This window comes from Listeria marthii, from assembly GCF_014227425.1.
Taxonomy (GTDB): domain Bacteria; phylum Bacillota; class Bacilli; order Lactobacillales; family Listeriaceae; genus Listeria; species Listeria marthii.
In genome coordinates this window covers 63,253-78,209 of the sequence record NZ_JAASWB010000002.1, presented here as the reverse complement: position 1 = coordinate 78,209, position 14,957 = coordinate 63,253, and the positions used below count along the sequence as shown (strand labels likewise).

Annotated in this window: 15 protein-coding genes and 1 riboswitch; all 15 genes read left to right on the top strand. The window is 39.4% G+C overall.

The window, feature by feature from the left end:
* Positions 1-12 precede the first annotated feature (12 nt).
* The 15 genes from cobD (at position 13) to HCJ55_RS03010 (ending at position 14,950) form a co-directional block, all read left to right on the top strand.
* Positions 13-1,098: a threonine-phosphate decarboxylase CobD gene (gene cobD, locus HCJ55_RS03080; RefSeq protein WP_185516997.1), complete on the top strand. Its 1,086-nt coding sequence runs from the start codon at positions 13-15 to the stop codon at positions 1,096-1,098.
* On the top strand, positions 1,088-1,963 hold the full coding sequence (locus HCJ55_RS03075) for a GHMP family kinase ATP-binding protein (RefSeq protein ID WP_185516995.1): 876 nt from the start codon (positions 1,088-1,090) through the stop codon (positions 1,961-1,963). Before cobD ends, HCJ55_RS03075 begins: the two co-directional genes overlap by 11 nt.
* A 55-nt stretch (positions 1,964-2,018) precedes the next feature.
* Positions 2,019-2,168: riboswitch (adenosylcobalamin (AdoCbl) riboswitch) on the top strand.
* A gap of 386 nt (positions 2,169-2,554) precedes the next feature.
* Positions 2,555-3,694, top strand: coding sequence for a 1-propanol dehydrogenase PduQ (locus HCJ55_RS03070; protein WP_008947539.1), 1,140 nt, complete (start codon positions 2,555-2,557; stop codon positions 3,692-3,694).
* 274 nt (positions 3,695-3,968) lie between these two features.
* Positions 3,969-4,550 carry an ANTAR domain-containing response regulator gene (locus HCJ55_RS03065; protein ID WP_185391590.1) on the top strand — a complete coding sequence of 194 codons (582 nt, stop codon included), beginning with the start codon at positions 3,969-3,971 and terminating at the stop codon, positions 4,548-4,550.
* Complete coding sequence (locus HCJ55_RS03060; protein ID WP_185503679.1) at positions 4,543-6,000, top strand: GAF domain-containing sensor histidine kinase; 1,458 nt, start codon at positions 4,543-4,545, stop codon at positions 5,998-6,000. Before HCJ55_RS03065 ends, HCJ55_RS03060 begins: the two co-directional genes overlap by 8 nt.
* Before the next feature lie 89 nt (positions 6,001-6,089).
* Positions 6,090-7,511 carry an ethanolamine ammonia-lyase reactivating factor EutA gene (eutA, locus tag HCJ55_RS03055; RefSeq protein WP_185503678.1) on the top strand — a complete coding sequence of 474 codons (1,422 nt, stop codon included), beginning with the start codon at positions 6,090-6,092 and terminating at the stop codon, positions 7,509-7,511.
* 41 nt (positions 7,512-7,552) lie between these two features.
* Complete coding sequence (locus HCJ55_RS03050) at positions 7,553-8,917, top strand: ethanolamine ammonia-lyase subunit EutB (protein ID WP_185516993.1); 1,365 nt, start codon at positions 7,553-7,555, stop codon at positions 8,915-8,917.
* A 19-nt stretch (positions 8,918-8,936) separates the two neighbouring features.
* Entirely contained in the window at positions 8,937-9,818 is an 882-nt protein-coding gene (gene eutC / locus HCJ55_RS03045; RefSeq protein ID WP_185516991.1) for an ethanolamine ammonia-lyase subunit EutC, read from the top strand.
* Between the two features lie 22 nt (positions 9,819-9,840).
* Positions 9,841-10,494, top strand: a complete 654-nt coding sequence (gene eutL, locus HCJ55_RS03040; RefSeq protein WP_003721576.1) for an ethanolamine utilization microcompartment protein EutL — start codon at positions 9,841-9,843, stop codon at positions 10,492-10,494.
* A gap of 14 nt (positions 10,495-10,508) precedes the next feature.
* The gene (locus HCJ55_RS03035; protein WP_185516989.1) at positions 10,509-11,030 is read left to right on the top strand and encodes a BMC domain-containing protein; all 522 of its coding nucleotides are present in this window, start codon (positions 10,509-10,511) and stop codon (positions 11,028-11,030) included.
* Complete coding sequence (locus HCJ55_RS03030; protein ID WP_008947545.1) at positions 11,030-12,490, top strand: acetaldehyde dehydrogenase (acetylating); 1,461 nt, start codon at positions 11,030-11,032, stop codon at positions 12,488-12,490. Before HCJ55_RS03035 ends, HCJ55_RS03030 begins: the two co-directional genes overlap by 1 nt.
* A 31-nt stretch (positions 12,491-12,521) precedes the next feature.
* Complete coding sequence (locus HCJ55_RS03025; RefSeq protein WP_003719393.1) at positions 12,522-12,806, top strand: BMC domain-containing protein; 285 nt, start codon at positions 12,522-12,524, stop codon at positions 12,804-12,806.
* A gap of 165 nt (positions 12,807-12,971) precedes the next feature.
* Positions 12,972-13,727 carry a cobalamin adenosyltransferase family protein gene (locus HCJ55_RS03020; protein WP_008947547.1) on the top strand — a complete coding sequence of 252 codons (756 nt, stop codon included), beginning with the start codon at positions 12,972-12,974 and terminating at the stop codon, positions 13,725-13,727.
* A 12-nt stretch (positions 13,728-13,739) separates the two neighbouring features.
* Positions 13,740-14,381, top strand: coding sequence for an ethanolamine utilization phosphate acetyltransferase EutD (gene eutD / locus HCJ55_RS03015; RefSeq protein WP_008947548.1), 642 nt, complete (start codon positions 13,740-13,742; stop codon positions 14,379-14,381).
* Positions 14,378-14,950 carry a TIGR02536 family ethanolamine utilization protein gene (locus HCJ55_RS03010; RefSeq protein WP_185502625.1) on the top strand — a complete coding sequence of 191 codons (573 nt, stop codon included), beginning with the start codon at positions 14,378-14,380 and terminating at the stop codon, positions 14,948-14,950. The genes eutD and HCJ55_RS03010 overlap by 4 nt, the downstream gene beginning before the upstream one ends.
* The last annotated feature ends 7 nt before the right edge of the window (positions 14,951-14,957 follow it).

The window sequence follows — 14,957 nt, the reverse complement described above, 5'->3', positions numbered from 1 at the left end:
GAGCGATTTGATGTGAAAATAACGACGGCTTCTCACGGTGGCAACTACAACGAACTAGCAAAAAAACATGGTCTTACAAAAGAAATGGTGCTCGATTTTAGTGCGAATATTAATCCACTTGGAGTCCCAGCTAGTTTAAAACAAACGATAACAGCAAATTTGGATCAACTGGTAGAATACCCAGAACCAGATTACTTAGCGCTCCGTGCGCGAATTGCCTCGTTTCATCAACTCGACCTAGCGAATGTTATCCCTGGAAACGGGGCGACAGAGCTGATTTTCGGAATAGCAAAAGTAACTAAGGCGCAAAAAGTTCTCTTACTTGCGCCTACTTTTGCGGAATATGAACGTGCTTTTTTTGATGCAGAAATTGTTTATGCAGAATTAACGAACGAAAACCATTTTTCAGCAGCAGAAATCGTACTAGCAACACTCGAACGAGAAACGGATATTGATGCCGTTTGTTTGTGCAATCCGAACAATCCAACCGGACAACTAATTTCGCAACAAGAAATGGTGCAAATTGCTGCTTTATGTGAAAAACGAAACATTTATTTAATTATCGATGAAGCCTTTATGGACTTTTTAGAAGACAATGAAACGATTTCGATGATTCCTTATTTGCAACAGTTCCCACATTTAGCAATTATTCGCGCTTTTACCAAGTTTTTCGCGATACCAGGACTACGACTGGGTTACTTATTAACGAAAAATGATTTACTAGCTGAAGCGCTACTTCAAATGCGCGAACCTTGGTCTATCAATACATTTGCTGATTTAGCTGGGCAGATTTTATTTGATGATACCGACTATATTAACGAAACATACAGCTGGCTTTCCGAAGAACGCGAATTTCTATACGAAGGCTTAACCGGGTTTCCAGAACTTACAGTGTATCGACCAAGCGTAAACTATATATTTTTCCACCTTGAAAAACCGCTCGACTTACGAAAAAAATTACTGTTAAAAGGGATTTTCATTCGCAGTTGCGCAAATTACCGTGGGCTATCCGAAAATTATTACCGAGTTGCGGTGAAAAGTAGGGATGATAATCGCCAACTTTTGTCTGCGCTTGAGGTGATTTTCAGTGGAAATTAAAGCAACTTGCCCGGCTTCATGTGGTGAACTTTTGCAAGGCTGGATTGCGGGCGGCGAAAAACTGATTTCGTACCCAATCAACTGGTATTCCGAAGTAACTTTGTCCGATAAACTGGGAATAAATAGCTCTGGACACACAAAAGCATGGCTTGCATTCGATTTAACGTGCGAGTATTTTGGTGTGACAAAAAGAGAGCGCCCACCAGTATCGTTACAAGTAAAATCAACTATCCCGGTCGCAAAAGGGATGGCAAGCTCTACCGCGGATATCGCCGCAACAATCGGTGCGACCGCAAAATGGCTCGAGCAATCAATCACAGAATCCGAAATCGCCAAGCTTTGTCTACAACTAGAACCAACCGATAGCACCATTTTCAAATCACTGACCTTATTCGATCACTTAAAAGGGGACGTAATCCAAAGCTCCAACTGGATGCCAAAACTCGGTGTCGTCGTATTAGAACCACTTACCATCTTAGAAACAGCGACATACCGCCAAAAAGACCACCAAGAACAATTACTCAAAAACGAACTACAACTAGCAAAAGGACTACAACTTTTCAATCAAGCTATCGCAAAAAAGTCCATCCACTTACTTGGTGAAGCGGCATCCATCAGCGCAGCATGCAACCAAGCTATTCTACCCAAACCATTTTGGAATGAGTTAGTGGAAGTAACGGAGAAACTCGATCTGGTGGGGCTGAATGTCTCGCATAGCGGAACAGTTGTCGGTTTGCTTTATAATCTTGAAAAAACTGATCCACTAGAAATTTTATTTGAATTAGAACGGCGCTACGTCACCACTTTTTATAGCAGATATTATTTCCGAGAGTTAGTAAATGGTGGGGTGCGTATTATTTCGTAGAGCAAATTCTTCTTGCAAGCGGTCTATTTTATGCTATAATAACTTTGATAAACGAATTCGTTCATACAAACAGTTAGATACTGGAAGTCTGGTGAAAATCCAGCACGGTCCCGCCACTGTAAGGAGTTAGACACTCTAAGTCAGGTCTTTTATCTAATTGTTTTAACTGGTTATACTGCTTCGAGGCAAAGCACGTATAATTCTTGGTTCCAGTGTAGTTGTCTCACTGGGGCTTTTTTATTTGTTTTTAAAAGCAAATAAGCCCACTGTAAATGGTTTGGTGCCGAGAAGCTGGACGAAGCTACGTTTTATCAAGCACCATACGCACAAAGATGTGCACCGCTTAGTTTTATGGTGGGCAATGATCTTTTCAACGAAGAAAAGAGTGATACAAGGAACGTATCTTCATTGCCTATTTACAAAAAAAGATTTGACATTTCCACGTGTTTGGTTTTTAATAAAGTGGACAAATAAAATATTTTACGGTACAAAGGCGTACTGTTTACTTAGCAAAGAAGCTTTGAGTTGGAAGAGGAAATTTCTCTACTCAAAGCTTCTTTTTTTAGTTTTAAAAAATTAGGAGGTAATCTCATGCAAAAAGTTAGTTTTAAAACAGACCTTTACATTGGCCAAGGAGCAACAGATCGTTTACTCGATTTTAAAGACAAACAAATCTTTATCGTAACAGATCCATTTATGGTTAGTTCCGGAATGATTAATGCGATTACAGAAAAAATTGATCCATCGAATACATATACGATTTTCAGCGAAATTATTCCAGATCCGCCGATTGAAAACGTCGTAGCAGGAATCGAAGTTCTAAATGAATGTGATGCAAACTTGATGATTGCTATCGGTGGTGGTTCTGCGATTGATGCGGCGAAAGCAATGAAATTCTTCGGTCAAAAACTTGGTACGGTTCGCGCGATGCCTTTCATCGTTATCCCGACAACAAGTGGAACTGGCTCTGAAGTAACTAGTTTCTCCGTTATTACAAATAAAGAAAAAGCGATTAAATATCCACTTATTACAGATGCCATTTTGCCTGATGAAGCGATTTTAGATGCGGACTTAGTAAAATCTGTACCACCAGCAATTACAGCGGACACTGGTATGGACGTGTTAACGCATGCGCTTGAAGCATATGTATCCACAAAAGCCAACGATTACTCAGATGCAATGGCGGAAAAAGTTATCCAATTAGTATTCACTTACTTAGAACGCGCTTATAAAGACGGTAATGACCTGGAAGCTCGTGAAAAAATGCATAATGCGTCTTGTCTAGCAGGAATGGCGTTTAACATTACATCACTTGGCTTAAATCATGGTATCGCTCATACAGCTGGAGCTAAATTTAAAATTCCGCACGGCCGTATGAATACATTACTTTTACCACACGTAATTAGCTATAACGCTGGAATTACAAGTGATTTCGGTAACAATCCAGATAACCGTGCAGCAGAACGTTACACAGCAATTGCGAAATTACTAAAAATGCCAGCATCCAACACAAGACTTGGTGTTCGCAGCTTAATCAATGCCATTAAACAACTTCAAAAGAAACTCAATATGCCAACAACACTATCAGAATGTGGTGTTAGCCGCACAGATTTAAATGAAAATATCGCTCAAATCGCTGAAGGCGCACTAAACGACGGATGTACTGCAACAAATCCTAGAACACCGACAGAAACGGATGTTAGTGCTATTCTCGAAAAAATGCTGGCATAAAAGTTATTTATTTCACAACTGGAATCAAATAACCTATTGACATCGTTTTCATGCTACTTTATAATAGAACCGAGCACAAAGACGTGTGGAATTATAAATATAGCAGAGCAACGGGGCTCCCTCAAAAATATTGCACAATATTTTTAAGGGGCTCTTTCTATTTTCTTGGAGGATTTTTTCTCTAGCTCTTTAACTCTTTCGCTCAAGTAAATGCTTCTATAGAATGATTTTGTCCTTTATTGTGACGAATCAATCAATAGCAGAAGAAGAGGACGTGACAGAAATGAATGGAAGAATTGTAATAGCCGATGATGAACCTATTACAAGAATGGATATCCGAGACATCTTGGAAGAAGCGAACTACAATGTTGTAGGGGAAGCGACAGATGGTTTTGAAGCAATTGAGCTTTGTAAAACACATCAACCAGATCTTGTTATTATGGACATTCAAATGCCACTCTTAGACGGCTTAAAAGCAGGGAAACGAATTATTTCAGATGGCCTTGCTGGCGGAATTATTTTACTTACTGCATTTAGTGATCAAAAAAACACCGAGAAAGCAAAAGGATTCGGAGCGCTAGGTTATTTAGTCAAGCCACTTGATGAAAAAAGTTTGATCCCAACGGTTGAAATGAGTATTGCCAAAGGGCGAGAAACAAGGAAATTAGAACAGCAATTAGAAAAGCTCACCAAAAAATTAGAAGAACGTAAAGTGATTGAAAAAGCAAAAGGTGTGCTTATGATTGAGAACAACATCACAGAAGAAGAAGCCTACAACATGATTCGTAATCTGAGTATGGACAAGCGTTGTCCGATGATGGAAATCGCAGAAACGATCGTGATGAGCGATGACTAAAACGATTCGAGAAATGTGTTTACGCTATACCGACTTGTCTGAAAATGATATCGATGAATTAATTCATACAGCCAAATCATTAAGCGTGTCTTCCATGTATCAAGATGTAGATGTGTTTATCGATGTGTATAACAAACTTACAAGCGAAGCACTTGTTATTCACCATACACCACCAAAAACAACCAATTCACTATACAAAAACAAAGTAGTCGGAGAAACAGCCCTTCGTACAAACGAACCAGGTGTACTTAGAACACTTGAAACGGGCATGAATTCCAATGACTTACTTGCTAAAACACAAGAAAACGTATTAATTCGCCAAAAAGTCTATCCAATTCGCAACAAGCAGCGAGTTATTGCCGTGCTTATTCTAGAAAACGATATCAGTGCCGAAATTAAAGCACATTTTGAAATCGACAATGAAGAAACGGCATATCGAGAAGTCTCCACTACGCTTTCCGCGATGAGCAAACTAAGCGATTCTATTACTGACCAGCTAGATGACGCGATTTTAATTTTTGACCGTAAAGGTATTTTACAACAAAAAAATTGTGCGGCAGACCAGTATTACGAACGTCTTGGTTACATGGAAGATATCCAAGGCATGCATTATGATAATTTATCACTCGACCAGATAATGTTTGACGCAATTATGTATCAAATCGAAACTGGGAAACAACCAATTCAACTAAAAAAAGAAGTGGTTATTGCCGGGAATTACTTTATTATGAAGCAGATTTTCGTGAAAGAAGAAGACGAGCAAGAATGCCGTTTTATTCTTATCTTGCATGACATTACAGATATTAAGGTGAAAGAAGCAGAAATCGTTTCTAAATCAGTAGCGATTCGCGAAATTCACCACCGTGTCAAAAATAATTTGCAGTCTGTCGTTTCTTTGTTACGAATTCAAGGCCGACGTTCGACAAGTGTTGAAGCACAGAAAATTCTCAATGAAAGTGTCAGCCGAATCCTTGCTATTGCCGCTACACATGAGCTTTTATCGAAGCAAATGGAAGATGGCATTAATCTTTACATGGTCATCGAAACAGTTGCCTACAATATTGAAAGATGTTGTACTGACTGTCCAAAAGTAGCTGTTAGAATGGATATCGATAAACGAATTTATCTGGATAGTGACCGTACTGTGGCGCTGGCGCTCGTTATGAATGAGCTACTGCAAAACTCGTATGATCACGCATTCCATCCAAATGAATCGGGCGAAATTTTACTACAAATAAAAGAAGACAAGAATTTAATCCACGCAGAAGTAACCGATAATGGCCATGGCTTCAACGTTCGCAAAGTGTCCGAAAAAAGCCTAGGACTTTCCATCGTCAAAAGTTACATTAAAGATAAACTGCGAGGCAAAGTAACAATTGAATCGAATGAACATGGAACAAAAACAATGTTTGATTTTAAATACAATTCTATCCATGCTACAAAGAAGTAGCTATGAAAAAGCGATGAAGCTTAAAGCCAAGTAACGATACTGTTATTTGTCTTTAAGCTTTTTCTTTTTGCTAGAAAGGAGTGAGGGTTTTGGCGGAAACAATTTTAAGTGTAGGGATTGACCTTGGAACGTCGACAACACAACTCATTTTATCCGAGTTAGAAATTCAAAATATGGCATCGAGCTTCACCGTACCGCGCATTGTTATTTCAGACAAGCGGATTATTTTCAGAAGTGAGATTCTATTTACACCGATTCTTGCTGATAATTTGATTGACGTGGAGGCGATTCGTGATTTTGTAACGAGAGAATATGCCAACGCAGGGATTAAAAAAGAAGAAATTGGCATGGGGGCCGTTATTATCACGGGTGAAACAGCTCGTAAAGATAATGCGAGCAACGTGCTAGAAGCCATGAGTGGTTTTGCAGGAGACTTCGTTGTTGCAACTGCTGGTCCGGATTTAGAAAGTATCATTGCCGGAAAAGGAGCAGGTGCGCACACGTATTCCAAAGATAATAATACTTCGGTTGTGAATTTGGATATCGGCGGTGGAACAACGAATTTATCGCTATTTGATCGCGGTGAACTCATTGATACAGCTTGCTTAGATATTGGTGGTCGGTTAATTAAAGTAGACCGTGAAACAAGAAAAATCACCTATATTGCTCCAAAAATTCAAGCTTTAATCGAAAAACGTGGTTATCCGATCACGCTTGGTGGAACAACTTCACCAGAAAATTTACAGCCAGTTTTAGGCGAAATGGTCGAACTACTAAAAAACAGTGTTGCTCTCGGGGCGCCAAATGATTTTTATGAAACAATCATTACGAATAAAGGCTTGAAATTTTTAACAGAAATTGATTGTATCTCATTTTCCGGAGGCGTTGCAGATTGTATTTCAACAGGTGCGCTAAGTGATCCATTTAGATATGGCGATATTGGTTTACTGCTAGGAAAGGCAATAGCTGAATCTAGCTTGATGACCGAAAAAAAGTATATCGAATCTGTCGAAACCATACGGGCGACCGTGGTGGGAGCCGGTTCACACACAGCTGAAATTAGCGGTAGCACCATTACTTACACCGAGAAAATTTTCCCAGTAAAAAACATTCCGATTTTGAAACTTGCCAAACAAGAAGAAGATGAAAACATGGCAGAAGTCATCAAGGAAAAACTTAGCTGGTTCAAAATAGATAATGAAATGGAACGTATTGCACTTGCAATTGAAGGCGAAAATAGCCCAAGTTTCCAGCAAGTAACAGAGTATGCGAAAGCCATTTGCGAAGGAATGAAAGAACCTATTGCACTTGGTCATCCGCTAATTATCATTACTTGGCACGACATGGCAAAAGCCCTCGGACAAAGCATTTTCGGGCATTTACCAGCAGGCTATCCACTAATTTGTTTGGATAGTGTCAAAGTCGATAATGGTGATTACATTGATATAGGAAAACCAGTTGCTGACGGGAAAGTACTACCAGTAGTAGTAAAAACCTTAGTCTTTAACTGATCCACATAAATAGCTTTAATTTTGAGAGGAGGATTTATCGAATGATTTTAAAAACGAATTTATTCGGCCATACATACCAGTTCAAATCCATCACTGATGTGTTGGCAAAAGCAAACGAAGAAAAATCAGGCGATCGCTTAGCCGGAGTTGCTGCTGAATCTGCAGAAGAACGTGTAGCTGCTAAAGTGGTGCTTTCTAAAATGACGCTTGGAGATTTACGTAATAATCCGGTTGTCCCATATGAAACAGATGAGGTAACACGTATTATTCAAGACCAAGTAAACGACCGTATCCATGATTCCATCAAAAACTGGACAGTGGAAGAATTACGGGAATGGATTTTAGACCATAAAACAACAGATGCTGACATTAAACGTGTTGCACGCGGCTTAACATCAGAAATTATTGCTGCTGTTACAAAACTAATGTCCAACTTAGATTTAATTTATGGAGCTAAAAAAATCCGTGTTATCGCACATGCGAACACAACAATCGGTCTTCCAGGAACTTTCTCCGCTAGACTACAACCAAACCATCCAACTGATGATCCTGATGGTATCCTTGCTTCACTAATGGAAGGATTAACTTACGGGATTGGGGATGCGGTAATCGGACTTAACCCAGTAGATGATTCTACTGATAGCGTTGTTCGTTTACTTAATAAATTTGAAGAATTCCGCAGCAAATGGGATGTGCCAACACAAACTTGTGTACTTGCACACGTGAAGACTCAAATGGAAGCAATGCGTCGCGGCGCTCCAACTGGTCTTGTATTCCAATCTATCGCAGGTTCTGAAAAAGGTAATACAGCTTTTGGTTTTGACGGAGCAACTATTGAAGAAGCTAGACAATTAGCCCTTCAAAATGGTGCTGCAACTGGACCAAACGTAATGTACTTTGAAACAGGACAAGGTTCTGAACTTTCTTCTGACGCACATTTCGGCGTAGACCAAGTAACAATGGAAGCTCGTTGTTATGGATTCGCGAAGAAATTTGATCCATTCCTAGTAAATACAGTAGTTGGATTTATCGGACCTGAGTATTTATATGATTCCAAACAAGTAATCCGCGCCGGCCTTGAAGATCACTTCATGGGTAAATTAACTGGTATTTCCATGGGTTGTGACGTATGTTACACAAACCACATGAAAGCCGACCAAAACGACGTAGAAAACTTATCAGTACTTCTAACTGCAGCAGGATGTAACTTTATCATGGGTATTCCTCATGGTGATGACGTTATGCTTAACTACCAAACAACTGGTTACCACGAAACAGCCACTTTACGTGAATTATTTGGCCTAAAACCAATTAAAGAATTTGATCAGTGGATGGAAAAAATGGGATTCAGCGAAAATGGTAAATTAACTAGCCGTGCTGGAGATGCATCTATTTTCCTAAAATAAGGAAGGGAGGAACTAAGCGATGAACGAACAAGAATTAAAACAAATGATTGAAGGTATTTTAACAGAAATGTCTGGTGGTAAAACAACTGATACAGTAGCAGCTGCACCAACTAAATCTGTAGTTGAAACAGTTGTAACAGAAGGTAGTATCCCAGATATTACTGAAGTAGATATCAAAAAACAATTACTAGTACCAGAACCAGCTGATCGTGAAGGTTATTTGAAAATGAAACAAATGACACCTGCTCGACTTGGTTTATGGCGTGCTGGTCCACGTTACAAAACAGAAACAACTCTTCGTTTCCGTGCGGACCATGCAGTAGCACAAGATTCCGTTTTCTCTTACGTTTCTGAGGATTTAGTAAAAGAAATGAACTTCATCTCAGTAAACACTAAATGTCATGATAAAGATGAGTACTTAACTCGCCCAGATTTAGGTCGTGAATTTGACAATGAAATGGTAGAAGTTATTCGTGCTAATACTACGAAAAACGCAAAACTACAAATCGTTGTAGGTGACGGACTTAGCTCAGCGGCAATTGAAGCTAACATCAAAGACATCTTACCATCCATTAAACAAGGTTTGAAAATGTATAACTTAGATTTTGATAACATTATTTTCGTTAAACATTGTCGTGTACCTTCTATGGATCAAATCGGCGAAATCACTGGTGCTGACGTAGTTTGCTTACTTGTAGGTGAACGTCCAGGTCTAGTAACAGCTGAATCCATGAGTGCATACATTGCTTACAAACCAACAGTTGGTATGCCAGAAGCTCGTCGTACAGTTATTTCTAACATTCATAGCGGCGGAACTCCACCGGTTGAAGCAGGCGCATATATTGCTGAATTAATTCACAATATGCTTGAGAAAAAATGTTCTGGTATCGATTTAAAATAAGCTAGTTAGAGGAGGAACCTTCATGAAAAATGATAAATTACCTGCATCCGTTTTAAGTGTCAAAGTTGTATCTAACGTAGACAACGGTCTATTTAAACAACTAGACTTAAAACCGCATCAAAGAAGCCTTGGTATTATTACATCTGATTGTGATGATGTAACTTACACAGCGCTTGACGAAGCAACAAAAGCAGCAGAAGTAGACGTTGTTTATGCGAAAAGTATGTATGCTGGTGCTGGAAATGCATCCACTAAGTTCGCTGGTGAAGTTATCGGTATTATTGCCGGACCAAGCCCTGCAGAAGTAAAAAGTGGTCTTGCTGTAGCAGTAGATTTCATCGAAAATGGCGCTAGCTTTGTTAGTGCAAACGAAGATGATAGCGTACCTTACTTCGCACACTGTGTTTCAAGAACTGGTACATTCCTTTCTAAAGAAGCAAATGTTGCAGAAGGTGAAGCGATTGCTTACTTAATCGCCCCTCCACTTGAAGCGATGTATGCTTTAGACGCAGCGCTTAAAGCAGCAGACGTAACAATCGGAGCTTTCTATGGCCCACCGTCCGAAACAAACTTTGGCGGAGCACTTTTAACAGGTAGCCAATCTGCATGTAAAGCAGCTTGTGACGCCTTCAAAATGGCAGTAGAAAATGTGGCTGAAAATCCACTTCAATATTAAGGTGGTGCTAAAAGATGCCAAATGAAGCACTAGGTTTAATTGAAGTTACTGGTTTTCTTGGTGCCGTTGTTGCTGCTGATACATGTTTAAAAGCAGCTAATGTCGAGCTAATTCAATGCGAAGTCATTAGCGGCGGATTAACAACAGTTGAATTAACTGGTGATGTAGGTGCAGTAAATGCAGCTATTGAAGCAGGGAAAGCAGCAACAGAAGACTTAGGTTGTTTAGTATCAAGCCATGTTATTGCACGAATGAGCGAAGATACAAAAGCACTTTTTGTTCCTCAAGAAGAAGTTAAACCACAACCAAAAGAAGTCAAACAAGAAGAACCAAAAGAAGTAATTCAAAAAGTCGTAGAAGTGAAAACAAACACCAAGAGTGCAGAAAAAGAACTTCGCGCAATGAAAGTTATTGATCTAAGGAAACTTGCTTACACATTAGATAATGTGCCTATTCCAAAGAGCAAGATTAAATATGCGAACAAGGATAAACTTGTTCACGCACTAAAAGACATTTATGGAAGGAGTGAAAACTAGTGGCACTAGAAGATAAAGATTTACGCTCAATCCAAGAAGTTCGAAACCTTATTGCAACAGCAGACGAAGCACAAAAAGAACTTGCTGCAATGAGCCAACAACAAATTGATACAATTGTAAAAGCAATAGCGGATGCTGGTTATGATGCTCGCGAAAAACTCGCAAAAATGGCACATGAAGAAACTGGCTTTGGAATCTGGCAAGACAAAGTAATTAAAAACGTCTTTGCCTCGAAACACGTCTACAATTACATCAAAGATATGAAAACCATTGGTATGTTAAAAGAAGATAACGAAAATCAAGTAATGGAGGTTGCTGTTCCACTAGGCGTAGTTGCAGGATTAATCCCGTCAACAAACCCTACATCCACAGTGATTTACAAAACACTTATTTCCATCAAAGCCGGAAATAGTATCGTATTTTCTCCACATCCAAATGCACTAAAAGCAATTCTTGAAACAGTAAGAATTATTAGTGAAGCTGCAGAAAAAGCTGGTTGTCCGAAAGGCGCTATCAGCTGTATGACTGTTCCAACAATTCAAGGAACAGATCAACTAATGAAGCATAAAGATACAGCAGTTATCCTTGCAACAGGTGGTTCTGCAATGGTAAAAGCCGCTTATTCATCTGGTACTCCAGCAATTGGAGTAGGTCCAGGTAATGGCCCAGCATTTATCGAACGCAGTGCTAACATTCCTCGCGCAGTAAAACATATTCTTGATTCTAAAACATTCGATAACGGAACAATTTGCGCATCTGAGCAATCTGTCGTTGTTGAACGTGTGAATAAAGAAGCAGTTATTGCTGAATTTAGAAAACAAGGAGCTCACTTCTTGTCCGATGCAGAAGCTGTTCAACTTGGTAAATTCATCTTACGTCCAAATGGTTCGATGAATCCAGCAATCGTAGGTAAAAGCGTGCAACATATCGCTAACCTTGCTGGCCTAACAGTTCCAGCTGACGCAAGAGTACTTATCGCTGAAGAAACAAAAGTTGGCGCTAAAATCCCTTATTCAAGAGAAAAATTAGCTCCAATCTTGGCTTTCTACACAGCAGAAACTTGGCAAGATGCTTGCGAACTTAGCATGGATATCCTTTATCATGAAGGAGCTGGACATACACTTATTATCCACTCTGAAGATAAAGCGATTATCCGCGAATTCGCACTGAAAAAACCAGTTTCCCGTCTCTTAGTTAATACACCAGGAGCACTTGGCGGAATTGGCGCAACAACAAATCTTGTACCTGCTTTAACACTTGGTTGTGGGGCAGTTGGAGGAAGTTCATCATCTGATAATATCGGACCTGAAAATCTTTTCAACATTCGCCGCATCGCTACAGGCGTTTTAGAGTTAGAAGATATTCGTAAAGAAGAAAACCAAGCAACATCTGAACTTCCGGTTGATGCAGACGCACTGATCCAAAGTTTAGTAGAAAAAGTTTTAGCAGAATTAAAATAAAAAATAAAACACTAATTGGAGGAATTTTAAAATGGCAAACGCAAACGCATTAGGTATGATCGAAACAAAAGGTTTAGTAGGAGCAGTAGAAGCAGCAGACGCAATGGTGAAAGCAGCTAACGTAACACTTATGGGTAAAGAACAAGTTGGTGGCGGTCTAGTAACAGTTATGGTTCGCGGCGATGTTGGCGCAGTTAAAGCAGCAACAGATGCAGGCGCAGCAGCAGCAGAACGCGTTGGTGAATTACTATCTGTACACGTAATCCCACGTCCACACAGCGAAGTAGACGCAATTCTACCAAAAAGCGCTGAATAAGATAAAGTTTTAACATAAATCAGGAAAAAGCGTGAGCGTAAGGCAAAAGGGTTCCATCAGACTCGGAAATTGCCCGAAACTTTCGCTTTTTACCAGATTTAAGCAAGATAAAGCTTCCCAACATTACTAACACCAATTGTAAATGGGACAAAAGGATGTGGTTCTTTGGCTATTTTGACAGAAGATGAGTTACGAAAAGCCTATTTACACACCGATTTAAAAACAACGAAAAAACTTGATATAAAAAAAGGCACGATTATCACACCTTCAGCTAAGAGTTTCTTGTCTGAAAAGAAAATCGACCTTCATTATATTGAAGAAATTGCAGAAACAAAAGTAGTAGTGGAACCAGTGAAAAAAGAAACTACTCGAGCAAAATTCCAAACGATTTATGGTGGAGCATTAGATGAGAAGCCAGAACATATGACGCATTTGCGTGGTAATCTGCTTGTGTTTAAAGACCATCCACAAATTGCTTTCCGCGGGAAATTAGATACACTGGAAGCTGAAATTCTGGAAACCCAATGTTCCGTTGCAGCTGAGTTTAAAGATCTTGCGGAAGATTTACAAGAAATCCTCACCTTTGTAAGAAATATTGTACGAGCGGAAGTTTTAAACGAGCAAATCGAATCAGTGAATTTGCTTGGAATGGATGAAAAAGAACTGCGGGAACGTAGTCATAATCCGAAAAAATATTACCAAATGACACACTTTATGCCTGATTATACGATGGGTAATGCTGTCATTCGTTTAAACAAAATAAGAACGATGGTCCGTGAAACAGAATTAGCTGCCTTCTTAGCTTTTAAGGAAGCAGATTATTCCATTAAACGACCAGACATTATTCAAGCGCTTAACCGATTATCAAGTTTATTCTGGATACTGATGTTCCGCGTAAGAACTAATGAATATAAAAAGTAAGGAGGCTTATTCATGAATAATGAGTTAATAACAAGCCTTATTGAAGAAGTCACTCGCCGCGCTTTACTTGAAACTGGCGTAGAAGTAGAAGCATCTGGCCGTCACGTCCATTTAGATCGTGAAACAGTCGATGCACTATTTGGTCCTGGGTATGAACTTACTCATTTCCGTGACCTATCTCAACCGGGTCAATATGTTTGTAAAGAAAGAATCAGTATTGTTGGACCAAAAAGCGTTATTCATAACGTAGTAATCCTTGGACCAATCCGTAAGAAAACACAAGTAGAAATCAGTTCCACAGATGGTACGGCGCTTGGAATTAAAGCACCAGTTCGCGAAAGTGGAGACATAGCTGGAACACCAGGAATTTTACTTTTATCCGCAAAAAACAGCGTTCAATTATCTGAAGGACTTATTGTTGCAAAACGCCATATCCATATGACGCCTGCTGATGCAGAAAAACAACAAGTTACTCAAAGTGAAATTGTACAAGTGAAAATTAATGGTGACAGACCGCTAATTTTTGACGATGTTGTTGTTCGGATTAGCCCTGATTTCGCTACATATATGCACATTGATTATGACGAAGCCAACGCATGTGGTTTTAAAAAGGGAATTCGAGGTCAAATAATCAAGAAAACAAAGGCTAAATGAGTATGGAATTAGACGCACTCATAAAAGCCGTCACTGAGGAAGTCATGAGACGATTGCAACTTCCAGAGAAAAAAATGATTATCATGGGTCAAGATTCAGAACACACTCTCAGACAGTGTTATCTAAAAGAATATCAAGTTTCGCTTTATGATCGTTCTGAACGCGCTTGTGACGTTTTATTACTGGAAGAATTGGACATCGCTGAATTAGCTCGAATCAGTTTGTTTGCACCGATGAACAAAAAAGAACAATTTATTACGGATCATCTTTTAGCAGGACGGCCTACTTGGATTATGAAGAGTGGCATAAAAGCACAGGCTTACAAACGTTCCGCTAAATATGGTATCAGACAACTTTTTCAAGAGTATGAGGAGAAACTGAGCCGATTTGGTGTCGAATTTATCGATAGTCCGGTAAAAGACACGAAAAAAAGCAAAGTTATCACCGAACAGGATGTTGAAAAACTGACTAAGAACAAGAGCGAATTCATTTTGCCTAAAGGAAGTTTCTTAACACCACTTGCAAAAGATTATCTACAGGAAAACCGAATAAGCATTAAAGAAAGTTAGGAAGGAA

Bases quoted from the DNA above. Each gene is read 5' to 3' on its own strand.
- eutC (WP_185516991.1), top strand. From the start codon at position 8,937: ATGAACGAACAAGAATTAAAACAAATGATTGAAGGTATTTTAACAGAA.
- HCJ55_RS03050 (WP_185516993.1), top strand. From the start codon at position 7,553: ATGATTTTAAAAACGAATTTATTCGGCCATACATACCAGTTCAAATCC.
- HCJ55_RS03025 (WP_003719393.1), top strand. From the start codon at position 12,522: ATGGCAAACGCAAACGCATTAGGTATGATCGAAACAAAAGGTTTAGTA.
- eutL (WP_003721576.1), top strand. From the start codon at position 9,841: ATGAAAAATGATAAATTACCTGCATCCGTTTTAAGTGTCAAAGTTGTA.
- eutD (WP_008947548.1), top strand. From the start codon at position 13,740: ATGAATAATGAGTTAATAACAAGCCTTATTGAAGAAGTCACTCGCCGC.
- HCJ55_RS03010 (WP_185502625.1), top strand. From the start codon at position 14,378: ATGAGTATGGAATTAGACGCACTCATAAAAGCCGTCACTGAGGAAGTC.
- HCJ55_RS03070 (WP_008947539.1), top strand. From the start codon at position 2,555: ATGCAAAAAGTTAGTTTTAAAACAGACCTTTACATTGGCCAAGGAGCA.
- HCJ55_RS03035 (WP_185516989.1), top strand. From the start codon at position 10,509: ATGCCAAATGAAGCACTAGGTTTAATTGAAGTTACTGGTTTTCTTGGT.
- HCJ55_RS03060 (WP_185503679.1), top strand. From the start codon at position 4,543: ATGACTAAAACGATTCGAGAAATGTGTTTACGCTATACCGACTTGTCT.